The sequence below is a fragment of the Oceanobacter sp. 3_MG-2023 genome (assembly GCF_030688925.1).
Classification (GTDB): Bacteria; Pseudomonadota; Gammaproteobacteria; order Pseudomonadales; family Oceanobacteraceae; genus Oceanobacter.
In genome coordinates this window covers 25,786-48,653 of sequence record NZ_JAUYVX010000018.1, presented here as the reverse complement: position 1 = coordinate 48,653, position 22,868 = coordinate 25,786, and the positions used below count along the sequence as shown (strand labels likewise).

Here is a 22,868-nt window from a genome sequence, read left to right as displayed (position 1 = left end):
TCATTTGTCGACTGTTATTCCTGGATCGGCTTGACGACGTACAGCAAGTCACCCTGATTCACCTGTTGGCCATCGGAGTTCATGATACGGGTAACCTTGAACTTCTGATTGGCCGGGTACAGGTCAGCGCCAGCGCGGTTGAACTGTTTCAGGCTCAGAGGGGTAAACATTTTCATGGCTTCCATCAGGCAGAGCGTGTGCTCAACGTCGATGATATCGCCTTCCTTGACGAAGGCCGGTTCGCTGGGCGAAGACGAGCCATAGAAGATGCTGGTGGTGGGCGACAGTACTTTCAATTCATCCGAGCCTTCGATCTTCAGGGCAGAGGCGTCGACGGCATTGGCTGAGAGGTCCGCTTCTTTGTCCACGTCGGCGATCAGCTCATCCAGATCGATGCGATCGAGGAATTTCGGCAGATAACCGGTATCGTAAATCCCATTGCGGAATACCTCATCATCCAGAACGCGTTTGGCCGTCGGGATGTTGGTGCATACGCCAGTGATCTTGACGCGATCCAGGTATTCACGCAGCTTGGCAATGGTGTCGTCCCGGTCTTCGCCATAACAGATAATCTGCACGATCATGCTGTCGTAGAAGGGGGATACCTGTTTGCCAGCAGCTGCCATGGAAATCAGGTCGATATAATCTTCCTTAGGCAAGACGCATTGCTGAATGGTGCCCGGGGTTGGAACGAACTGCAGCTCTTCACCCTTGAATACCGGTTTCTCAGCATTGATACGTACTTCAATGGCATAACCTTTGGAGACCGGTTTCAGGTCGGCAATGGATTCACCTTCAGCGATCTTGAACTGGGTGGAAACAATGTCGATGCCAGATACCCATTCGGTCACGGGATGCTCAACCTGCAAGCGGGTGTTCATTTCCATGAAGTAAATGGTGTCGGCGTCGAGGTCGAAAATAAATTCAACCGTACCGGCACCGACATAATCGACAGCATCGGCCAGCTTGGCAGCAAAGTCGTAAGCAGCTTGTTCCAGTTCGCGCGGTAACATGGTGGAGCCAGATTCTTCAAAAATCTTCTGGTTGTTCCGTTGTACCGAGCAGTCACGCAGACCGAGAATCTTGGTATTGCCATGCATGTCGCGCAGCACCTGGATTTCGATATGGCGCAGGGAGGTGACAAATTTTTCCAGATACACGTCACCGTTACCAAAAGCGGCTTTGGCTTCAGTAGAAATCTGGTGGAACAGGGTATGCATCTTGTCGGCTGAATGAACAACCTGAATACCTTTACCACCACCGCCGTGTACGGCTTTTAACAGCACCGGATAACCAATTTCATCTGCTACCGCTGCCGCATTGGCTGAGCTGGTCAGAATGCCATGAGATCCAGGTACTACCGGTACCTGTACCCGCATGGCGGTATTGATGGCGTTGGATTTGTTACCCATGGTTTCCATTGAGGAAACGGCCGGGCCAACAAAGTTGATGTCGTGGTTACCACACAGGGCAGCAAACTGGCTGCTCTCTGAAAGGAAGCCGATCCCTGGGTGCAATGCCGTCACATTTTCGTGGTGCGCTACCCGCAGTACGGATTTGGCGTTCAGATAGGATTCGTCCGGGGTGTTACCACCGATACACACAACGCGATCTTCAGGCCCCAGCATATCGACCGGTACTGATTCCATATCCGGGTCAGACTGTACCAGAACGACCTTGATATCGTTTTCCTGTGCCTTGCGGATCAGTTTGACTGCGGTACAGCCACGGGCGTGAATCAGGACTTTATCGATTTTGCCAAATTTCTTGGTGGCGGTAGAGCCTTTGCCGGTGTCAGGTGTCAGGCGTTCGGCACTGACATAACCCTGTAATACACGCTCCAGTACATCATTAACAGAGTGACGAGCCACTGGCATATCCGGATCAATGGCCCGGAGCTGGTCATCCAGGGTGTCAAAGAACGGGTGACGTACCAGACCGTCCATGGATTGGGGTGACACGGACAGGTAGTTGGACAGGGTGCAGGTGCTTGGCAAGTAAGAGGGCACAACAATCTGGCCAGCAAATGGCATATTGGTGCCGGAGAAGTAATACGTTTGCGCCAATGGGTGGGTGACAAAGCTGGCTTGTGCTCCACCGGTACAGTCGCCAAAGCCGAATACCACCAGTGGTAATTCGTTGTCACGAACAAAGCGGGTAATTCGATCGTTGGTCACTGCCATGGAGAACAGTGCTGCAGCGCCTTCCTTGGTTTGCATGCCACCGGAAGAGACAAAGCAGACGATGGGCAAATGCAGCTTGGCGCATTCGACCATCAGTTTGCAGAATTTCTCGGCCGCCGCCATATCAAAGGCACCGGCCTGGAAGTCCAGGTTGGATACCAGAGCGCCCACTTGCTGTTCGCGTTCGCCAATATGAATGGTGCCAATACCGGTAATCACACCGCAAGGTTGGATATCTTTTTTCAGCGCTGTTTCGATTGAGCTGCGGAAACCCGGGAATGATGTCGGGTCGGCGGACATCAGGCTGCTGTTGAGCTCCTGGAAGTCGCTGAAAAAGCGCTCGATCAATGCGTTGGGCGAGGTTTTTTTCTGGCGTTTGGTATCGTCCAGAACCTGCTGGATCAGCAAGTCATGGTAGGCCATGGTCAAGCGGTTCCAGAAGTCTTTACGACGACCAATGGAAACCGGGTTGATACGGCCACTGTAGGCTTTGCCTTCCTGGTCTGTTGCGTGGTACTCGGGCAACAGTTTCTCGAAGATAAAGGTAATGACTACAAACAAGGTGTCAGACAGGCGTGGGAAGGCCAGTTTTTTCCACTCTTCAACGGACTTGAGGAAGGGACCGCGTTGGCTGCTCTTGATAAAGTAGCTCAGCCAGTGGGTAAAGGATTCCCGTTCCTGTTCGGTATAGGTGTCTCCGACCGTGGCTTCGGCCAGGGATTTTTCCAGCAGGGCCTTGAGCGATTCCAGTGACAGGGCACGGGCTTCGTTGGCTTCCTTGGCAACGTTCACCAGGTTGTTGATGAAGTTGTCATACAGTTGACCAAACACCAGCATGTTCTTACAGACTTGTGTGAACTCGTAACGCAGTTCGTCATGCAAGATGGCATCCAGAATGGTGATATCAGGATGCTGTGGGTTCTGGATGTTTTCCTGGCGAAACTGGATGTAAGGCGCCAGAGATTCTTCCAGAATGCGGCGGTTAGCTTCTACCCGAGCGCTGCTTATGTCATTGGCAAGGGCATCGGTCCGGCTGGAAAGCTTTAACTCGGTGCGCACGCCTTCCGGGATCAAGACACCCTGCAGGATAATATTCAGGGCAGAGGCAATGGATTGCTTCAGGGCACCTTTGGATTTTTCCTTTTTCAGGCCTTCGGTCAGTTCCTGATGCACATCGTGCGGTAACTGTTCGCGAATATAGCTTGCCAGCGGGTGGGGATTGTTCTCGATAAAATGTGCAACGGCCTGAGTGTCGAGAACGTCATCAGCACGGATCAGGAAGCGGCTTTGTTTGTAATCCTCGAGGTAATCCAGCAGCCCCTGGAAGTTGACCGGGGCATCGGATTTCCAGCGATTGAACAGGTACAGGCCAAGCTTGAAGCACAGTTCCTGCTTGGATTTCAGGTAATTGTTTTTCGGCTCACCGAGGAACAGACGGACAATCGTCGAGCGGCTCTCGTCACGATCTTCGTATTTGCTCCAGAAGGATTTCCAGCTTTTATGCAGGGCATCGTCATAGACGATTTTTTCCGGTGCCTGTAGCCAGTTCTGGAATTTGCGTTTGGCTTCTGCAGCTTGACGCTGTTGCAGTTGGCCTTCCGGAATCTCTTTTTCTGCCAGACGGCCGTAGTTTTCAACGGTGCTGGAGTGAATGCGGCGGCGCAAGGTCAGGTAACGGGTGTAGCGGTACGTCAGACCAAACACGTTGATGTGTTCGGTTGGTGTTTCAGCAAGAAAGAAGTTGGCGTCTTTTTGCAGTTTTTGCAGGTTGTCGGATGGCGTCAGGAAGCGGTCTACCGACTGCTTGTAATGATCCATCATATACGGGTGATTTTTGGCAAATTCAGCTGCATTGCTTTCGATCGATTGAACGCCGGTCACAATGGCCTGGTGCAGGTTAAAACGTTTTTCGTCTGCATCGGACGGGGCGTAGTCAATAATGCCATCAATAATGCCGGCTTTGCGCAACTCATAGCCGGAGACACCGACGTATTTGGCGCATTCTTGCCAGGACAGGTTGTACTTGCGAGCAATGCTGGCCAGACCCTGAGGCTGAATGGTGTTAAAAATACCATCACGGATGGTCAGCAAAATGTTGGTGGTTGCCAATGGAATGGCACCACCAGAATAACCGGCCCCCCAGATAATACCTAATGTGGGCACATCCTTGTTGGCCATTTCGGTGATCAGGTGAGAGATGCTGTGCGCCTGGTTGCCAGCGTTGGCTTGTTCTCCGGCATCGGCTCCCGGGGTGTCAATAAAAGTGACAATCGGCATGGCGCGCTGGGCATAGGAACGTGCCAGCTGGGCGGCCCGGTTGTGATGGGACGGTCCCCAGGAACCATTGCTGTGTTCACGGTTTTGACAGATAAAACCGACGCGGCGAATTTTGCCGTTAAAGTCCATATCGGCTTCTGTGGCGTACAATGGACCGTCGTCTACTTCAGTAATAACACGCAGAATCAGATGACCAACCACTGATTTGGCACCGGGGCGCTGGTTGCTTTCGCTGGGAGTAACAACCTGTTCGATATATTCATCGATGTTCAGTGTACTCAGGCGAGCCAGCTCGGTTTTGCAATGCTTTGGATCGACCAGCCCTTTGACGCTATGGTCAACGGCGTTGTCCTCATATTCAGGGAAGAGAGAGGAATCTGCCGCAAGTTGTTCAGCGATTTGAAACAGCTGGTCTATTTCTTTAGGTTTGTTTTGTTCAGACATGGTTGATCAATTCCGTAATATGCCGATCATCGGGCTGAGCTGGCAGGGTACTTACCAGACCAAACAAGCCCGAAACTACGGTCGGACATAGTTCGAGCGCAGAGACGGGCTGTTAAATGCGAATACGGGAGCAACTGCGCTGGTGCCTTGCTCCCAGATCAGGCTCAGAGAGCCTTGAATATCAACGCCGCGTTGGTGCCGCCAAAACCAAAACTGTTGGACATCACAGTTTTTAATTCGGCGTCACGGTTGTCGCGAACGATCGGATAATCACTGGCCCCTTCATCGAGTTCAGAGATATTGGCACTGCCAGTGATAAATCCGTGTTTCATCATCAAGATAGAATAAATAGCTTCTTGTGCGCCAGCAGCACCCAGAGAGTGGCCAGTCAGGGATTTGGTGGAGCTGATAGGAGGAACCTGGCCATCAAAGGCCAGACCAACGGCTTTCAGTTCAGTGATATCACCTGCCGGTGTGCTGGTGCCGTGGGTGTTCAGGTAATCGATGGTTGGGTTGCCAGCCATTTGCAGGGCATCTTTCATGCAACGAACAGCGCCTTCACCGGATGGGGCGACCATATCGGCACCATCGGATGTAGCGGAGTAGCCAATCAGTTCAGCGTAGATTGTTGCACCACGAGCAACGGCATGCTCGTACTCTTCCAGAACGACCATGGCACCACCACCGGCGATAACAAAACCGTCACGGGTGCTGTCATAGGCACGGGAAGCGCTTTCCGGTGTGTCGTTGTACTTGCTCGACAACGCACCCATGGCATCAAACTGCATGGAGAGAGACCAATGCTCCTCTTCACCACCACCGGCAAAAACGATGTCCTGTTTGCCCCATTGAATCAGTTCCATACCGTGACCAATACAATGTGAACTGGTGGCACAGGCCGACGTCATGGAGTAATTCACGCCCTTGATGCTGAATGGCGTGGCCAGGTTAGCCGATACTGTAGAGCCCATGGTGCGGGTGACGCGGTAAGGGCCAACCTTACGGATACCCTTGGTGCGCAGGATATCGACAGACTCAACTGTATCGCTGGTGGATGCTCCGCCGGAACCGGCAACCAGGCCGGTGCGGGGATTGCTCACCATCTCTTCACTCAGGCCCGCATCTTCAATGGCTTCTTTCAGTGAAAGATAGGAATAAGCCGCAGAATCACCCATAAAACGGAAGAGTTTACGGTCGATGTGTTCCGAGAGGTTGATTTGGGGGCGGCCGGCAACATGGCTGCGCATCCCCTGCTCAGCATATTCCGGAATAAAACGGATGCCGGAGCGCTGCTCACGCAATGATGCCAGCACCTCGTCCTTGTTGTTTCCGAGGCAACCAACAATACCAATACCTGTAACTACCACTCGACGCATAACCAGATCTCTGAACAGTTTATTGTTTGTGCTTTGACGTGCCAGTGTACGACAAACACGTTGAATTATTGTTTCAAAAAGAAGTAATGAACCGTCTAAAGGCCCAATTTCCATGAAATTGGCGGTTACTATATAGCAGACGGCAAAAATGGATAAAGAAAAATATCCTTAACTGAGAATCGGTAATCAAATGTCAGAGCCGATTGCCGGCTGACAATGTCGCCAGCCCAGTCGTGTTGATCTCAATCAAGGGATGATGGTGTTTTGGCCTGCTGCACCCTAGGCCACCAGAATTTTGCGGCGGCAGTCGAGAGCGTGACAAGCGCCATCACCGTCGCCAAGAGCCGGGTATCGGGGTAGCGGCTGTCAAAAAAGGGCATATAGACGGCTGCAATGGTTAATAATGCCGCCGAGCTAAACAAGACCGCCGGGCGACGCAACCAGGCAAATGCTTGCACCAGCCAGGCAGACAAGCAAGCCATCAGAATTCCGCAGGCTGACCCCACCAGTACATCGAGTGGCCAGTGGGCACCAACGGCGATACGGCTGGCCGCTGCCAGCAGGGCAAGAGTAAGCAGAGGCATTAGCCCGCGCGGTGGTACAGCCAGAATTACCAGGGTCCAGGCGCCCAGTGCGGTAAACGAATGGCCAGAAGGGAAGCTGTGATGGCGCAATACCGGGCCAATAATCTGAAAACTGTCGGATACCAGTACCGCCGCAGGGCGGGCAGCATCAAACAAGGCTTTGCCGCCGTGCACAAACAGAGTGCCGAGTACCAATAATAACAGGCTGGGGGCGAACAGGGCCGGGCGGAAGCTGGCGACCAGCAACAACAATGACATGGCAAAGACCGTATCGGCGGTGAAGGTCAGATTTGCCCACAAGGCATTAGGGAGCAGGCCAGCATCCTGATTCAGCATCAGAAACAGGGCCGCATTGGTGCCGGTTAAAGCGACCACCAGAGCGAACAGCAATAACAGAGCGGCTGCTACCAGTAATGGCAGCAGATGACGGCGCGCTAGTGGCAAACAGGTATCAGTCATCAAGGGTCTCTGTTGCTGGAGGCGGTGTTTGTTGGGTTGCCGCTGCCGGGTCATGAGTGGAGATCGGCTCGGCTGCCTCGCCTGCGGTGTTATCTGGTCGGCGAATAATAACGATGGGGCCAGACTGGAACAGCAGCTGGTAATCATCGATTTTCTGGACGCGGTCGATCCGGCCAAAACCGATCTCGCCGGGCTCCAGTGACCGGCGTGGTGTTACCCGGTCGAGATAGACGTTAAAACTGGGGGTATCAATTGACTGGGTGACCACATCAAGGCCCAGCTGGCGCACAAACATCGCTGCGTCATGAATAGGGCGTTGTTGTGCTTCACTGAAGGCCGGAGCGAATACATACCAGACAAACAGGGTCTGGAGTGCTCCAGTAACCAACAGACCGTGCCAGATTGGCAGACGCTTCCAGAGTATGGCCAGGAGTGAGAGCAGGCCAAACACCGCTGCAATAATGGCAAAATCCTGATTGACGTAGAGAGCGGCACGTTCTGCCGTTTCGATTTCGATCGGATTGGTCAATCCAGCCTTGATCGAAGGGATCAGTAAGGGAAAAGCCGCCATCAGCGCAAAAAACAGCAAGGGCAGTATGGCGACCAGCCAACGGCGACGCAGGTGAAAGCGATAACGGGCCATCAATAACACCAGCGGCGTGCAGCCATACAATATGTAGTGGGGTAATTTGGTGCTGGCAAGGCTGAACAGGATCAGGACAAACAAGAACCAGATCCATAAGAACCGGTTGAGCGGCTCCCGCGTAACACTTGTGATGCTGGGCAGCATACGCAGCAGCAGCGGCCCAAAAGGAGCCAGCACAAAAGGCAATACCAGTGGGTAAAACAACAAGCCACCATCATGACCTTCCATGGCATTGTTAAAGCGATTGACGTTGTGTTTAAAGAAAAAACCGTCAATAAACGCCTGCCCTTGAGCCAGGTATTCGGCGATGTACCAAGGTGCCGCAATGACCAGAAACAACAGCCAGCCCGGTACAAAAAACAGTGCTTTCAGCAGGGCAGTACGCTGGCCACTCCAGAGATAAAAAATCACACTGACCACCAGGGGAATCGCGACGGCGACCGGCCCCTTGGTAAGTACACCCAGTGCCATCAGGGCATAGATACCGTAAAGCACCTGCCGGGTACCGGGGGATTCAGGCTGCACCAGGCTGAGTTGGCTGTGGTGATACATCAGCAGCAACGTAGCGGTGAGAATCAGGTTGAGTAACGCATCCGCCGTGGCCACGTGGGAGATCATATTGATGCCGAGGGCGCTGGCACAGATGATGGCAGCGGCGATGCCGGTATCGCGGCTGATATAACGACGCGCAAAGGCAAACACCGACAAAGACCAGCCAATCCCTGCCAGCACAGAAGGCAAGCGGAAAGCCCAGACCTCCGTGCCAAACAGGGATATCGAGATGGCTTGCAGCCAGTAAATCAGGATCGGTTTGTCGAACCGTACCCGGTCGTTCAACCAGGTCGTGATAAAATCGCCACGCTCAAACATGCCGCGAGTGGCTTCACTGAAAGCGCCTTCGTCATGATCAAACAGCAAATAGCCGCCCAGATTAAGGGAAAAAAATCCGATCAGCACGGGCAGCAACCACAGCGGCAACGCTGTGGGGAGTGGTATTTTCATCGCAATCAGCCCTGACTGCTGACGTCGTTATCTGAATTGGCTTCAGGAGTGGATGCTTCAACAATCACCTGGCCGGGAGCTGCCCAGCAGGCTTCCTTGTCGTCGGAAGCGCCATCGCGATTATAGATAATATACTGATGCTGCTGCCGCTGTGATGACTCAAAGTAGGTACGTGAAATGAGCTCAGACATGACGCCGGTGGTAAGGAATTGCAGCGCCGCGATAACACAGACCACCGCGATCAGAAAAAGAGGGCGGCTACCAATATCTTCACCAAAGCCGAACTTGATCACTGCCAGATACATTAATAACAACGTACCAATCGATCCCATGCCCAAACCGATCATGCCAAAAAAGTGGCCTGGACGGGCGCGGTAGCGCATAAAAAAGTAAACCGACAACAAATCGAGAATCACCCGGAAAGTACGGGAAATGCCGTATTTGGAGGTACCTGCGGTGCGGGCATTATGGGTGACAACAATTTCACCGATCCGGCTGGGAGGCACAACCGCAGCGACCCAGGCAGGGATAAAGCGGTGCATTTCACCGTACAGGCGTACTTGCTTGATAATGGCAGCCCGATAGACTTTCAGTGAGCAGCCATAGTCATTAATCCGTACACCGGTAATCTTGCCGATCAGGCGGTTGGCGATGCGAGACGGAATTTTGCGCATCACCAGGTCGTCCTTGCGATTTTTACGCCAGCCGGTGAGCAGGTCGAGGTCTTTTTCGATCAGGTGATCAATCATGCGGGGAATATCGGCGGGATCATTTTGCAGGTCACCATCCAGCGTGGCGATCATCTCACCTCGAGCCTCGTCGATGCCCGCCTGCATGGCAGCTGTTTGGCCAAAGTTACGGCGTAATTCAATGACCCGGACATGAGGGCCATATTGTTCCGCTTCGCGGTGCAGTGCCTGGGGGGTGCCATCGTTACTGCCATCATCCACCACCAGTAGTTCCCAGTAACCCTGATAGCTGATCAGGGCTTCATGTACCCGGGCAACCATGGGGCCGACATTGTCAATTTCGTTGTACATGGGAATAACGATGGACAAGGACGGCTTGCTACAATCTATCACGGGGTTACCACTCTGCAGACTTTAAAAGTCCGCGGATGATACCCAAAAGCGCCGAGTGATAAAACGAGGCAACCGTTGCATAGATGCAATTAATCTTTCAACCCCTGGATACCTAGGTATTTGTACTGCTGCGCCGATTGCCCAAGCGGCTGGTGGCCAGGGTGATTATGGCGGTCAGCAGCAGGGTGCAACCGAGTACAAAGAGATGCAGGTTAACAGCCGCGGCCAGGACTGCTGCGGTGTCCAGTTGCCAGGGCAACAATCCGGCGACAATACCTGCTTCGTATGTCCCTGCACCTGCGACACCATGAATCGGCAGAATACTGCTGAGCTCTCCGGTACTGGCACCGACCCAGGATTGCCCAAAACTGAGTGTAATAAATTGTTGCAACACCCAAGCGTAAATTGCCAGCTTTAGTACCCAGTTGACCAGCGTCCATAACAAGGCACGAATAAACGGCCAGGGCGACGAAGGCAGGGCCTGCATCAGGTCAGCGAGTTTGTTGGCAACGGAACCCGGGTGACTGGCTAACAGCTGACGGATACGATTCTGTACCGGTAAAACCAATAACGGTAAAACCAGCAAGCCAGCTTGCCACAGCCAGACATGTGCGGGATCAACGGAGATCGGGTTGCCGGGCAGATCACTCAAGGTCCAGACCGCCAGTGCCAGCAAGACATAAAGATCCAGCAGTCGTAGCCATAACAGCGCAGGCAAGCTATGGCGTACCGGGCAGCTGAAATGGGTTTTCATCAGCATCGGGAATGCCGCCTCACCGCTGCGCATGGGCAACAGGTTGTTAAAAAAGTTATGTAATACGGTAATGCGGGTCAGCCGCCACCAGTGGCCGTGGCAGTATGAATTAAAAAAGTCGTAGAAGCGGAATGCCCGCAGCAAATAGCTGACCAGCATCAGGGTGACTGCAACGGCCAGCTCTGCCGCCGATATACGTTGCCAGCTGGCCAGTACTGCGATCCAGCCATAACTGCGTTCAACCACAATGGCAAAGACCAGCAGAATGGCGAGGCTTATCCAGAATTTCCACGATCTGAGCAGCATGTAATGACGGTTCCTGTGAGCAAGGCGGGTGAGGTTTGCCGGGGCAGCGATACTTGCGCTGCCGGTGGGGCTTGTCAAGAAAGGCGTGTCCGGGGAGCAGCAAAATTTGCATCCTGGGCAGGCAGGCGGTACTTTCCGCGCAACTGTGTAGTTGGGTGCTGTTGTGAAAATTCTGCTGATTAAAACCTCATCATTGGGGGATGTCTTTCATACCTTGCCTGCCTTGGAAGATGCTCGCCGGGCTTTGCCTGGTTTATCGGTCGACTGGGTGGTCGAGGAGGCTTTTGCAGATATTCCTGCCTGGCATCCGGTGGTCGACAAGGTTATTCCGGTGGCCTGGCGGCGTTGGCGCAAGCAGCCGCTGGCAGCGCATAACCGGGCGGAAATGCGCGCGTTTTACCAGCAAATGAAATCAACCCGGTACGATCTTGTGATGGATGCCCAGGGATTGATTAAAAGTGCGCTGATTACTCGACTGGCGTGTGGTCGCAAAGTAGGGCTGGATCGTCACAGCGCCCGGGAACCTCTGGCAGCACGAGCGTATGACCAGACTCTGTCTGTGGCGCGAGGGGAACATGCCATCCATCGCTTGCGGCGCTTGTTTGCGATGGCACTGGGCTACGATGAAACACAGTACCCCTTCAGTTATGGGGTGGATCGCCATCGCTGGCAGGCTCCGGACATAGAGGCCAGTTATTGGCTGTTTTTGCACGGCACAACCTGGGTCACCAAATTGTGGCCGGAGGATTATTGGCGTCAGCTGGCAACGGATGTGGTTGCCAGTGGCCGCCAGGTGGTATTGCCTTGGGGTAATGAAGAAGAACATCAGCGGGCAATGGCCATCGCTGATGGGGTGGAGGGTGTCAGCGTACTACCTCGCATGGGATTGGACTCCTTGACTGCCTATCTGGCTCATGCTGAAGCCATTGTGGGAGTGGATACCGGCTTGAGCCATGTGGCCGCCGCTCTGGAAATTCCGGCAGTGGCTATTTATGGTGCTACCGATGCTTCCCTGACCGGGGCCCTGGGGCCTGCCATGACGGTATTAAAAAGTGATTACTCATGCGCCCCCTGTTTGTCAAAACGCTGCCTGCACCCGGGAAGCGGCGATATTCAGCCGCCGTGTTATCAGCAGATAACTCCTGCAGCAGTGATGCAAGCAGTACTGGCAAGGATGTGAAGGGGGTGGCGACGGCCTGTGGTTGCCTGCCTCAATGGGCATCATGGCAAGTCTCGATTGGCGTCTGTATGGCTTTTTGTGGCATCGTTATTTTTTACCAGAATATGTCAGCCGGAGGGCTACCATGACAGCACAAACCATAGAAATTGCTGATCTGTATTTGTATCCGGTCAAATCCTGTGCCGGCTATCGGGTTGATCGTCTGACCTTTGATCATCAAGGGCCGGTAGGAGATCGTCGCTATATGATTGTTGATCCGGAAGGTGAGTTTTTGACTCAGCGCCGGTTGCCTGTGATGGCGAGTATCCAGACCCGGTTGCAGCAAGGTGTGCTGACTCTGGGGATGGATGGAATGGAAGACCTGGTGGTTGATCCTCCCAGTGCCAGTAGTCGGCAGCTGACCGTTTCTGTCTGGTCGGACAAGGCGGAAGCACTGGATTGCGGAGATCTGGCGGCCAACTGGCTGACGGAAGTATTGGGCAAACCGGCACGACTGGTGTTTATGCCGCCCGAGAGTCATCGTCAGGTCGACCGGGAGTGTGCCAGCGTCGGACAGTGGGTTGGTTTTGCTGATGGTTTCCCTTTGTTGGTGACCAGTGAGGAGTCCTTGGCGACCTTGAGTCAAAGTGCTGGGCTGGACATCGATATGCTGCGCTTTCGGCCCAATGTGGTGGTACGGGGTGGGGAGGCATTTGCAGAGCAGCAATGGCAGGCTTTGACTCATGATGAAGGGCAGTTGTTACTGGTCAAACCCTGTGAACGTTGTGTGATACCGACTCGAGACCTTCTGACCCAACAGCGCCAGCCTGACGTTGTGGCGGCTTTGAAGCAGCATTGCCTGATTGATCGACGCTTGATATTTGGACAAAACGCGCTGGTTGAGCGGATTAAGGTGTTGGCGGCAGGGGATTCACTGGCTGTCGTGGTGGCCTGATGGTGTAACATTTGGCAACTTTGTCCGTTATTGCGGGTGGGCACTGAGCTGACGAGGGTGAAATTTGCGACTTTAGTGTCATCAGTACGATGGATGAAAGGTGAAATACGATGAACCTGCCGGGAAGTTTCTTCTGGATATTTGTCTTTTCTCGCTATGTTATATAGCCATTGGTCGGCTTTACTTTTGTCTGGCTGATATAAAAAGTATTAAAGCCGGTCTGTTGATATGGCCAGTCAGTGGCGCTCATATACGACCAAGATCTATAAAGAAAATATCAATTATTGAAAATTCTTATTGAATCAATAGGTGTTTTTATTAATGAGAGTGCTGATTCTGGTGTAGGGAAAACGATTATATGAGAAGTTTGTTTGCATAAAAAAAGCCGCTATTAAGCGGCTTTTTTTATTGCTATGAAAATCAGGCTGGGTAATCCCGACGCTGATGTCCAGTGTATAGCTGACGCGGACGACCAATACGGTAGTCGCTGCTGATCATTTCATTCCAGTGGGCAATCCAGCCTGGCGTACGGCCAGTGGCAAAGATAACCGTGAACAGTTCGGTTGGAATGCCGATTGCCTTGAGGATGATGCCAGAGTAGAAATCGACGTTTGGATACAGGCCACGTTTGATGAAGTATTCATCTTCGGTAGCGATTTTTTCCAGTTTCATGGCGATTTTCAGCATTGGATCATCTTCCATGCCGAGTTCTGCCAATACTTCGTCGCAGGTTTGTTTCATCACCTTGGCGCGAGGATCGAAGTTTTTGTATACGCGGTGACCAAAGCCCATCAGGCGGAAAGGATCTTCCTTGTCTTTGGCACGTGCAATAAACTTGTCGATGTTGGATTCATCACCAATCTCGGCCAGCATGTGCAGTACTGCTTCGTTGGCGCCGCCGTGTGCCGGGCCCCAAAGTGCCGCAATACCGGCAGCAATACAGGCAAACGGGTTGGCACCGGTAGAGCCGGCCAGGCGTACAGTCGAAGTGGAAGCGTTTTGTTCATGATCGGCATGGAGCAGGAAGATGCGGTCCATGGCCTTGGCCAGGATTGGGCTGATTTCCCGATCTTCGCATGGTGTATTGAACATCATGTGAAGGAAGTTTTCGGAATAGCTCAGATCATTGCGCGGATACATGAATGGCTGGCCGATGGAATATTTGTAAACCATAGCTGCCAAAGTTGGCATTTTCGCAATCAGGCGATGCGCGGAAATGACGCGGTGCTTGTCATCATGAATATCAAGTGAGTCGTGATAGAACGCAGACAGGGCGCTCACTACGCCACACATGATGGCCATGGGGTGGGCATCGCGGCGAAAACCGTTAAAGAAATGGCTCAGCTGCTCATGAACCATGGTGTGGTTCTTGATTGTGCTGACGAAGGTTTCTTTTTCGGCTGGTGATGGCAGTTCGCCGTGCAGCAACAGGTAGCAGGTTTCCAGGTAATCGGATTTCTCTGCCAGTTGCTCAATAGGGTAGCCGCGGTGCAGTAAAACACCGGCATCACCATCAATATAGGTAATCTTGGATTCTGTGGCTGCTGTGGATACGAAACCAGGGTCGTAAGTAAACAGGCCTTTGCCAGTCAGGCTACGAACGTCAACAACATCCGGCCCCAAGGTTCCTTCATATACAGGTAATTCCAGGGATTCTTTAATGCCATCGACCGTTAGTATTGCTTTTTTGTCAGCCATGGATAGGCCTCCTGCTGTTCAAATTAAGCCCAGTAATTAAGGCGTTACCTCTAATTAAGGGGGTTCACTATAGGTTGTGAACTCATTTTGTCAATTACCATGGGGTCGAGCATATTTTTCTGTTTCGACAGGGTATATTCCCCGATTCAGACACGCTGAGTCTGGGCATCGTGTAAACACTACATACCATAGTAGTAAACTCAAGGTGCTAAGTGTTTGTAAAAGAGAAGGTGCATGACTATAATTTGTCGCGGTCTTAAAACTTGTGCAAGAGTTGTACAGGTTGGGACCGTCTTCTTGAGCCCGCGCTCGCTCCCCGTTTTGCGGGTAGTGAGCCCATAAGAGAGTGTAAAGAGCCGTGAATAGCAATAGACCTACAAACTTGGATATTACTACTATTGAGCTCCCTCTTCCCGCCAAAGCATCCATTATCCATCGTATCTCCGGTCTCATCCTGTTCTTCGCTGTCGCATTTATGCTGGCTGCGTTGGCAGAGTCACTGGAGTCTGCGGAAGGCTTCGCCAATTTGACGAGCGCATTTGATAACGGAATAGTCAAGTTCATCGCCTGGGGCATTTTGTCTGCGTTGGGTTACCACTTTGTGGCAGGTATCAAACACCTGTTGATGGACATGGGAATTGGTGAAAGCAAAGAAGGTGGACGTACTGCTGCCATTATTACTCTGGTACTTGGTGCGATCGTGATTCTTCTGGCAGGAGTTTGGGTATGGTAGCAAGTGTTACAAATCTTGGCCGTAGTGGCCTTTATGACTGGGTAGTACAGCGAACTAGTGCTGTTGTGCTGGCCCTCTATACACTGTTTCTTGTGGGCTTTCTGGTGGCTTCACCAGATTTGCAGTTCGCTCAGTGGCAGGGATTGTTTGCTCAGACCTGGATGAAAGTATTCAGTATGGCCGCCCTGATATCTATTTGTGCACATGCCTGGGTTGGTATGTGGACCATTTCAACCGACTACCTTAAAAATACTGGTGTACGTTTCTTGTTCCAGCTGGTGTGTGTCGGCTTTTTGTTTGTTTACCTCGTTTGGGGTATCGATATCCTCTGGAGCGTGTGAGTTATGTCATCAATCAGAACCATTTCGTTTGATGCCATCGTGATCGGTGGTGGTGGTGCTGGCATGCGTGCCGCTCTGCAGCTGACCGAAGCGGGTATCAAAACCGCGTGTGTGACCAAGGTTTTTCCAACCCGTTCCCACACTGTGTCAGCACAGGGTGGTATTACTTGTGCCATTGCTTCCGATGATCCCAATGATGATTGGCGCTGGCATATGTACGATACCGTCAAGGGCTCCGATTATATCGGTGACCAGGATGCTATCGAGTACATGTGTTCAGTCGGTCCTCAGGCTGTGTTCGAACTGGAGCACATGGGTTTGCCTTTCTCTCGTACATCAGAAGGCCGAATCTATCAGCGTCCATTTGGTGGACAGTCCAAGGACTTTGGTAAGGGTGGTCAGGCTGCCCGTACCTGTGCTGCGGCTGACCGTACCGGTCATGCCCTGTTGCATGCCTTGTATCAAGGCAACCTGAAAGGCGGCACTACCTTCCTGAATGAATGGTATGCCGTTGATCTGGTGAAAAATTCCAAGGGTCAGGTCGCTGGTGTGATCGCCATTGAAATTGAAACGGGTGAAACGCTCTATATCAAAGCCAAGGCGACAGTGCTGGCAACCGGTGGTGCAGGACGTATTTATCAGTCCACAACCAATGCCCTGATCAATACCGGTGACGGTGTTGGTATGGCGATCCGTGCTGGTGTGCCAATGCAGGATATGGAAATGTGGCAGTTCCACCCAACCGGTATTGCCGGAGCGGGTGTACTGGTTACTGAAGGCTGTCGTGGTGAAGGTGGTTACCTGATCAACAAGGACGGTGAACGTTTCATGGAGCGTTATGCTCCAAACGCCAAGGACCTTGCTGGTCGTGACGTTGTTGCCCGTTCCATGGTACTGGAAATCCTGGGTGGCCGTGGCTGTGGTGAAGATGGCGATCACGTATTCCTGAAGCTGGATCATCTGGGTGAAGAAACCCTGAATGCCAAGCTGCCAGGGATTCTGGAACTGTCTCGCACCTTCGCCCACGCTGACCCTGTGAAAGAGCCAATCCCGGTGGTTCCAACCTGTCACTATATGATGGGTGGTGTACCGACCAATATTGGTGGTCAGGCCTTGACCGTTGACGAAAACGGCAATGACGTTGTTATTGAAGGTCTGTATGCCGCGGGTGAAATCGCCTGTGTTTCGGTTCACGGTGCCAACCGTCTGGGTGGTAACTCACTGCTGGATCTGGTGGTGTTTGGCCGTGCTGTTGGTTTGCAGGTTGAACAAAGCTTCCGCGATGGATTTGAATCAGTTGATGCATCGGAAGCCGATGTTGAAGCGGCAATGGCGCGTTTGAATCGTCTGAACAACTCCACCAAAGGTGAGAGTGTGGCTGACGTGCGCGCAGACCTGCAAAAAACCATGCAATTGTACTTCGGTGTATTCCGCGAAGGCCCAAGCATGGAGAAAGGTCTGGCAATGTTGGATGAGCTGGGTGTTCGCGTCAAGAACACTGTGCTGGCCGACAAGAGTGGTGCTTTCAATACGGCACGTATTGAAGCCCTGGAGCTGGATAACCTGTTCGAAACAGCCTATGCAACTGCGGTTGCGGCCATTGAGCGTAAGGAATCCCGCGGTGCACACGCCCGTAACGACTTCACTGAACGTGATGACGAAAACTGGTTGTGCCACTCCTTGTACTTCCCGCAAACCAAGACGATTGGCAAGCGCGCAGTGAACTTCGCTCCCAAGACCATGGAAGCGTTCCCACCGAAAATCCGTACCTATTAATGGGAGGTATGCAATGCTGGTAAGTATATATCGCTACAACCCAGAAAAGGATTCTGCGCCTTACATGCAGGATTACGATATCACCGTTCCTGGCGGCAAAGATGTCATGGTTCTGGATGTCTTGGCTCTGGTGAAAGAACAGGATTCAAGCCTGGCTTATCGCCGCTCTTGTCGTGAAGGTGTCTGTGGCTCTGACGGCATGAACATTAACGGCAAGAACGCGTTGGCCTGTATCACTCCGCTTTCCGAAGCGACCAACGGCAAGATGGACAAGCTGGTATTGCGCCCGCTGCCCGGTATGCCGGTCATTCGTGACCTGGTGATTGATATGGCCATGTTCTACACCCAGTATGAGCGCATCAAGCCGTTCTTGCTGAATAATCGACCTGCGCCTGCGATCGAACGTTTGCAGACGCCGGAAGAGCGCGAGAAGCTGGATGGTCTGTACGAATGTATTCTGTGTGCCTGCTGCTCAACGGCTTGTCCGTCGTTCTGGTGGAATCCGGATAAATTTGTTGGCCCGTCCGGTCTGTTGCAGGCATACCGCTTCTTGGCGGATAGCCGTGATACCGCAACATCAGAGCGTCTGAGTGATCTGTCTGATCCATTCAGTGTGTTCCGTTGTCGGGGTATTATGAATTGTGTCAATGTATGTCCAAAAGGTCTTAACCCGACCCGCGCAATTGGTCATATCCGCAACATGCTGTTGAACCAACAGGTTTAATCGGCAACTGGCCTGCATCCCGTATGATACGGGGTGCTGGTTAGACGTAAGTGGGCTGGACACACAGTCTGTTTTCGTGAAAAATTTTTTAAAATCACGCCCACAAAGCGTGATTTTACGAATTTAATAATGCAATTGAGGGATCAGGGTATTCCTGATTCACCTCAGAGGCCTTGCGACCTATCAGTCGGCCCTCTAACTCGTCTGGCAGTGCTAGAGTCGGTGCAAAATACTCTGTGGGTGATCTCCTCAATGTTTACAGGAACAGGGTGATCGTACATGCACGAGCAAACAATGGAGCAGCTATGGAGCACCTCCCAGTTAGCGGGTGGTAACGTTGCTTACATAGAAGAGCTCTATGAAGCCTATCTTAAGGATCCTGGTGAGGTACCTGAAGAGTGGCGTAATTATTTTGATCAACTTCCAAGGGCCGACGAAAGCGTTACCGTCGACACTCCCCACAAAGCGATCCGTGAACAGTTTCTGCTCATTTCAAAAAATCAGCATCGTAACCGTCCGGTTTCCCAAGGCAGTGTCAGTACTGAATATGAGCGTAAACAGGTTCAGGTACTGCAACTGATCAATGCCTATCGTGGCCGTGGTCACCAGCATGCCTCTCTGGATCCACTGGGTTTGATGGAACGACAAAATGTTCCCGACCTGGATCTGCATTTCCATGGCTTGTCGAAAGCGGATCTGGATACCAAATTCCAGACTGGTACCCTGTTTATGGGCCAGGAAGAAGCAACGCTGAAAGAAATTATCGATGTGCTCGAAGCAACCTACTGCGGTACCGTAGGCTCCGAGTTCATGCACATTGTTAACACCGCAGAGCAACGCTGGTTCCAGCAACGACTGGAAAGTGCACGTGCCCACCCCAAATACAGTGATGAAGTCAAACTGCATTTGCTGGAGCGTCTGGTTGCAGCTGAAGGCCTGGAAAAATACCTGGGTTCCCGTTACCCGGGCGTCAAGCGTTTTGGTCTTGAAGGTGGTGAGTCACTGATTCCTCTGATGGATGAACTGATTCAGCGTTTCGGCTCATACGGTGCCAAAGAAATTGTTATTGGTATGGCGCACCGTGGTCGTCTGAATACCCTGATCAACACCTTGGGTAAAAAAGCGTCCGATCTGTTTGATGAGTTCGAAGGCAAGTCTGAATACCAGTCACATGGTGACGTAAAATACCACCAGGGCTTCTCATCCAATGTGATGACCTCTGGCGGTGAAGTACACCTGGCGCTGGCGTTTAACCCGTCTCACCTGGAAATCGTATCGCCGGTTGTTGAGGGTTCTGTTCGTGCCCGTCAGGATCGTCGTGGTGATAAAGCCGGTGAACTGGTGGTTCCTATTTCCATGCATGGTGATGCTGCATTTGCAGGTCAGGGTGTGGTGATGGAAACCTTCCAGCTGTCCCAGACCCGGGCTTACAAAACCGGTGGTACGATTCATATCGTAATCAATAACCAGGTAGGCTTTACTACTTCCAAACGTGAAGATGTTCGTTCTACTGAATATTGTACCGACGTTGCCAAGGTTATCGAAGCACCGATTCTGCACGTGAATGGTGATGATCCGGAAGCTGTACTGTTTGCTGCACAGCTGGCCGCTGATTACCGTCGTGAATTCAAGAAAGACGTTGTGATTGATATGGTTTGTTATCGCCGTCGTGGCCATAACGAAGCGGATGAGCCATCCGGTACCCAGCCAATCATGTACGCACAAATCAAGAAGCAGAAAACAACCCGCGAATTGTATGCGGCGAAGTTGATTGCTGATGGCGTTATTACTACTGAAGACGCAAAAGAGCTGGAAGAAGAATATCGCCGTGCTCTGGATGAAGGCCGCCACGTAGTAAAAAGCCTGGTCAAAGAGCCTAACAAGGAATTGTTCGTCGACTGGACACCGTATCTGGGTCATGAGTGGACAGCCACTGCTGATACCTCCTTTGATCTGGCAGCCCTGCAAGAGCTGTCCGCCAAGTTGCTGGAAATACCGGAAGGTTTTGCCGTTCAGCGTCAGGTTGGCAAGATTCTGGAAGACCGTGGCCGCATGGGAGTCGGTGCATCGCCGATCAACTGGGGCTACGCTGAAACCATGGCGTACGCAACCTTGCTGAAAGAAGGTTATCCAGTACGGATTACCGGACAGGACGTTGGCCGGGGAACTTTCTCACACCGTCACGCCGTTCTGCACAATCAGAAAGACGCCAGCCGTTATATCCCTTTATGTCATGTCAGTGACGATCAACCATCCTTTGATCTGTACGACTCCTTGCTGTCTGAAGAAGCCGTATTGGCCTTTGAATATGGTTATTCCACGACAACACCGGGTGGACTGGTGGTCTGGGAAGCCCAGTTTGGTGATTTTGCCAATGGTGCCCAGGTAGTCTTTGACCAGTTTATTTCCAGTGGTGAGCATAAATGGGGCCGTTTGTGCGGCTTGACCATGCTGCTGCCACATGGCTATGAAGGTCAGGGACCTGAACACTCATCTGCGCGCCTGGAACGTTATTTGCAATTGTGCGCAGAGCATAACGTCCAGATTTGTATTCCTTCTACGCCAGCACAGGTTTATCACATGCTGCGTCGTCAGGTGATTCGTCCGGTGCGTAAACCTCTGGTGGTTATGTCTCCGAAAAGCCTGCTGCGCCACAAACTGGCAACCAGCACGCTGGAAGAGTTGGCCGATGGTCACTTCCAGACGGTTATCGATGAGATTGATGAGCTGGATCCGCAGTCAGTACGCCGTGTGTTGTTGTGTTCAGGCAAGGTGTATTACGACCTGCTGGAACGTCGTCGCGCGGAAGAGATCAAGGATATTGCCATTGTTCGTATCGAGCAGCTGTATCCGTTCCCACATGACGATCTGAAGGCCATTCTGTCTTTGTATCCGAATATGGAAGAAATCTTCTGGGTACAAGAAGAACCTAAAAACATGGGTGCCTGGTACAACAGCCAGCATTACATGCTACGTGCCATTAACAGCCTTAAGCCGGGAATGACACTGAACTACGCCGGACGTGCTGCATCTGCTTCACCAGCTGCTGGCTATATGGCGCTGCACCTTGCGCAGCTTGAACAATACATTAGTGAAGCTCTGGATCTGCAGGGCTAACCGACGGAATTCTTAAGGAAACAATAATGAGCATCGAAATCAAGGCCCCGACTTTTCCGGAATCAGTTGCTGATGGCACGGTAGCAACCTGGCACAAACAGCCTGGTGAACCAGTTGAGCGTGATGAATTGCTGGTTGATATCGAAACCGACAAAGTCGTTCTGGAAGTAGTCGCTCCTGCGAACGGTACATTGAAAGAAGTCTTCAAAAACGAAGATGATGTTGTACTGAGTGATGAAGTGCTGGCTATTTTTGTTGCTGGCGACGTTGCAGCTCCGGCACCTGCCGCAGAAGCTGCACCTGCTGAGGCTGCCCCTGCAGTAGCAGACGCCGGTGATCTGATCATGAGCCCGGCCGCCCGCAAGATTGCAGAAGAAAACGGTGTTGCAGGCGCAGACATCAAGGCTACCGGCAAAGACGGTCGTATTACCAAGGAAGATGTTGTTAATCACCTGAAATCGGCACCAGCCAAACCGGCTGCTCCAGCGCCAGCCCCGGCTGCTGCTCCAGTGGCTGCCCCGATTGCTGGTGAGCGTATCGAAAAACGCGTTCCAATGACCCGTCTGCGTGCCACTATCGCCAAGCGTCTGGTTGAAGCACAGCAAAGCGCTGCGATGCTGACTACGTACAACGAAGTCAACATGAAGCCAGTGATGGAACTGCGCAAGATGTACAAAGACCAGTTCGAGAAAGTACATGGCCAAAAACTGGGCTTCATGTCTTTCTTCGTCAAGGCGGCAACTGAAGCTTTGAAACGCTTCCCTGCGGTTAACGCATCGCTTGACGGCAATGACATGGTTTACCATGGCTATCAGGATATCGGTGTTGCCGTATCCACAGAGCGCGGTCTGGTTGTTCCTGTGTTGCGCGATACAGACAGCATGGGCCTGGCAGAAATCGAAGGTACCATCGGTGACTTCGCCAAGCGTGGCCGTGACGGCAAACTGGGTATCGAAGACATGCAGGGTGGTACGTTCACCATCACCAACGGTGGTGTATTCGGTTCCCTGATGTCTACGCCAATTCTGAACCCACCGCAAACCGCTATTATGGGTATGCACAAGATTCAGGATCGTCCGATGGCTGTTAATGGCCAGGTTGAAATCCTGCCAATGATGTATCTGGCGCTGTCTTATGACCACCGCATGATTGATGGCAAGGAAGCAGTTCAGTTCCTGGTGACCATCAAGAACTTGCTGGAAGATCCTGCACGTATGTTGCTGGACGTATAATCGACAATTTAAGGATTATT

The 22,868-nt window shown here is 52.2% G+C and carries 15 protein-coding genes; 8 read left to right on the top strand and 7 right to left on the bottom strand.

Annotation, left to right across the window (positions count from 1 at the left end; all coding sequences use genetic code 11):
• Positions 1-14 precede the first annotated feature (14 nt).
• The 6 genes from Q8W32_RS15385 to Q8W32_RS15360 all read right to left on the bottom strand — a co-directional run bounded on the left by Q8W32_RS15385 (position 15) and on the right by Q8W32_RS15360 (position 11,113).
• Positions 15-4,904 (bottom strand): biotin carboxylase N-terminal domain-containing protein, encoded by a 4,890-nt coding sequence (locus Q8W32_RS15385; RefSeq protein WP_305415553.1) that lies wholly within the window; start codon positions 4,902-4,904, stop codon positions 15-17.
• Between the two features lie 164 nt (positions 4,905-5,068).
• The gene (fabB, locus tag Q8W32_RS15380; RefSeq protein WP_303434523.1) at positions 5,069-6,280 is read right to left on the bottom strand and encodes a beta-ketoacyl-ACP synthase I; all 1,212 of its coding nucleotides are present in this window, start codon (positions 6,278-6,280) and stop codon (positions 5,069-5,071) included.
• A 242-nt stretch (positions 6,281-6,522) separates the two neighbouring features.
• Positions 6,523-7,323 carry a phosphatase PAP2 family protein gene (locus Q8W32_RS15375; protein ID WP_305415552.1) on the bottom strand — a complete coding sequence of 267 codons (801 nt, stop codon included), beginning with the start codon at positions 7,321-7,323 and terminating at the stop codon, positions 6,523-6,525.
• Complete coding sequence (locus tag Q8W32_RS15370; protein WP_305415551.1) at positions 7,316-8,971, bottom strand: glycosyltransferase family 39 protein; 1,656 nt, start codon at positions 8,969-8,971, stop codon at positions 7,316-7,318. Before Q8W32_RS15370 ends, Q8W32_RS15375 begins: the two co-directional genes overlap by 8 nt.
• Before the next feature lie 5 nt (positions 8,972-8,976).
• Entirely contained in the window at positions 8,977-10,053 is a 1,077-nt protein-coding gene (locus Q8W32_RS15365; RefSeq protein WP_303434526.1) for a glycosyltransferase family 2 protein, read from the bottom strand.
• A gap of 112 nt (positions 10,054-10,165) precedes the next feature.
• Positions 10,166-11,113 (bottom strand): lysylphosphatidylglycerol synthase domain-containing protein, encoded by a 948-nt coding sequence (locus Q8W32_RS15360; protein WP_305415550.1) that lies wholly within the window; start codon positions 11,111-11,113, stop codon positions 10,166-10,168.
• Positions 11,114-11,276: 163 nt separating this feature from the next.
• Between Q8W32_RS15360 and waaC the strand changes: the two genes are divergently transcribed.
• On the top strand, positions 11,277-12,293 hold the full coding sequence (gene waaC, locus Q8W32_RS15355; protein WP_305415549.1) for a lipopolysaccharide heptosyltransferase I: 1,017 nt from the start codon (positions 11,277-11,279) through the stop codon (positions 12,291-12,293).
• A gap of 124 nt (positions 12,294-12,417) precedes the next feature.
• Complete coding sequence (locus tag Q8W32_RS15350; RefSeq protein ID WP_305415548.1) at positions 12,418-13,227, top strand: MOSC domain-containing protein; 810 nt, start codon at positions 12,418-12,420, stop codon at positions 13,225-13,227.
• Between the two features lie 420 nt (positions 13,228-13,647).
• On the opposite strand, the gene gltA is transcribed toward Q8W32_RS15350, so the two are convergent.
• On the bottom strand, positions 13,648-14,925 hold the full coding sequence (gltA, locus tag Q8W32_RS15345) for a citrate synthase (RefSeq protein ID WP_303434530.1): 1,278 nt from the start codon (positions 14,923-14,925) through the stop codon (positions 13,648-13,650).
• A gap of 358 nt (positions 14,926-15,283) precedes the next feature.
• Here gltA and sdhC point away from each other — a divergent pair, with 358 nt between their 5' ends.
• The 6 genes from sdhC to odhB all read left to right on the top strand — a co-directional run bounded on the left by sdhC (position 15,284) and on the right by odhB (position 22,848).
• Positions 15,284-15,658 (top strand): succinate dehydrogenase, cytochrome b556 subunit, encoded by a 375-nt coding sequence (gene sdhC, locus Q8W32_RS15340; protein WP_303434531.1) that lies wholly within the window; start codon positions 15,284-15,286, stop codon positions 15,656-15,658.
• Entirely contained in the window at positions 15,652-15,999 is a 348-nt protein-coding gene (gene sdhD / locus Q8W32_RS15335) for a succinate dehydrogenase, hydrophobic membrane anchor protein (protein WP_303434532.1), read from the top strand. Before sdhC ends, sdhD begins: the two co-directional genes overlap by 7 nt.
• Before the next feature lie 3 nt (positions 16,000-16,002).
• Entirely contained in the window at positions 16,003-17,775 is a 1,773-nt protein-coding gene (gene sdhA / locus Q8W32_RS15330) for a succinate dehydrogenase flavoprotein subunit (protein ID WP_303434533.1), read from the top strand.
• 13 nt (positions 17,776-17,788) lie between these two features.
• Positions 17,789-18,499: a succinate dehydrogenase iron-sulfur subunit gene (locus tag Q8W32_RS15325; protein ID WP_305415547.1), complete on the top strand. Its 711-nt coding sequence runs from the start codon at positions 17,789-17,791 to the stop codon at positions 18,497-18,499.
• 279 nt (positions 18,500-18,778) lie between these two features.
• Positions 18,779-21,616, top strand: coding sequence for a 2-oxoglutarate dehydrogenase E1 component (locus Q8W32_RS15320; RefSeq protein ID WP_303434535.1), 2,838 nt, complete (start codon positions 18,779-18,781; stop codon positions 21,614-21,616).
• A gap of 26 nt (positions 21,617-21,642) precedes the next feature.
• The gene (odhB, locus tag Q8W32_RS15315; protein WP_303434536.1) at positions 21,643-22,848 is read left to right on the top strand and encodes a 2-oxoglutarate dehydrogenase complex dihydrolipoyllysine-residue succinyltransferase; all 1,206 of its coding nucleotides are present in this window, start codon (positions 21,643-21,645) and stop codon (positions 22,846-22,848) included.
• The last annotated feature ends 20 nt before the right edge of the window (positions 22,849-22,868 follow it).

Coding starts and splice junctions, on each gene's coding strand:
- Q8W32_RS15385 (WP_305415553.1), bottom strand. CDS start 4,904: ATGTCTGAACAAAACAAACCTAAAGAAATAGACCAGCTGTTTCAAATC.
- fabB (WP_303434523.1), bottom strand. CDS start 6,280: ATGCGTCGAGTGGTAGTTACAGGTATTGGTATTGTTGGTTGCCTCGGA.
- Q8W32_RS15375 (WP_305415552.1), bottom strand. CDS start 7,323: ATGACTGATACCTGTTTGCCACTAGCGCGCCGTCATCTGCTGCCATTA.
- Q8W32_RS15370 (WP_305415551.1), bottom strand. CDS start 8,971: ATGAAAATACCACTCCCCACAGCGTTGCCGCTGTGGTTGCTGCCCGTG.
- Q8W32_RS15360 (WP_305415550.1), bottom strand. CDS start 11,113: ATGCTGCTCAGATCGTGGAAATTCTGGATAAGCCTCGCCATTCTGCTG.
- Q8W32_RS15350 (WP_305415548.1), top strand. CDS start 12,418: ATGACAGCACAAACCATAGAAATTGCTGATCTGTATTTGTATCCGGTC.
- gltA (WP_303434530.1), bottom strand. CDS start 14,925: ATGGCTGACAAAAAAGCAATACTAACGGTCGATGGCATTAAAGAATCC.
- sdhD (WP_303434532.1), top strand. CDS start 15,652: ATGGTAGCAAGTGTTACAAATCTTGGCCGTAGTGGCCTTTATGACTGG.
- sdhA (WP_303434533.1), top strand. CDS start 16,003: ATGTCATCAATCAGAACCATTTCGTTTGATGCCATCGTGATCGGTGGT.
- Q8W32_RS15325 (WP_305415547.1), top strand. CDS start 17,789: ATGCTGGTAAGTATATATCGCTACAACCCAGAAAAGGATTCTGCGCCT.
- Q8W32_RS15320 (WP_303434535.1), top strand. CDS start 18,779: ATGCACGAGCAAACAATGGAGCAGCTATGGAGCACCTCCCAGTTAGCG.
- odhB (WP_303434536.1), top strand. CDS start 21,643: ATGAGCATCGAAATCAAGGCCCCGACTTTTCCGGAATCAGTTGCTGAT.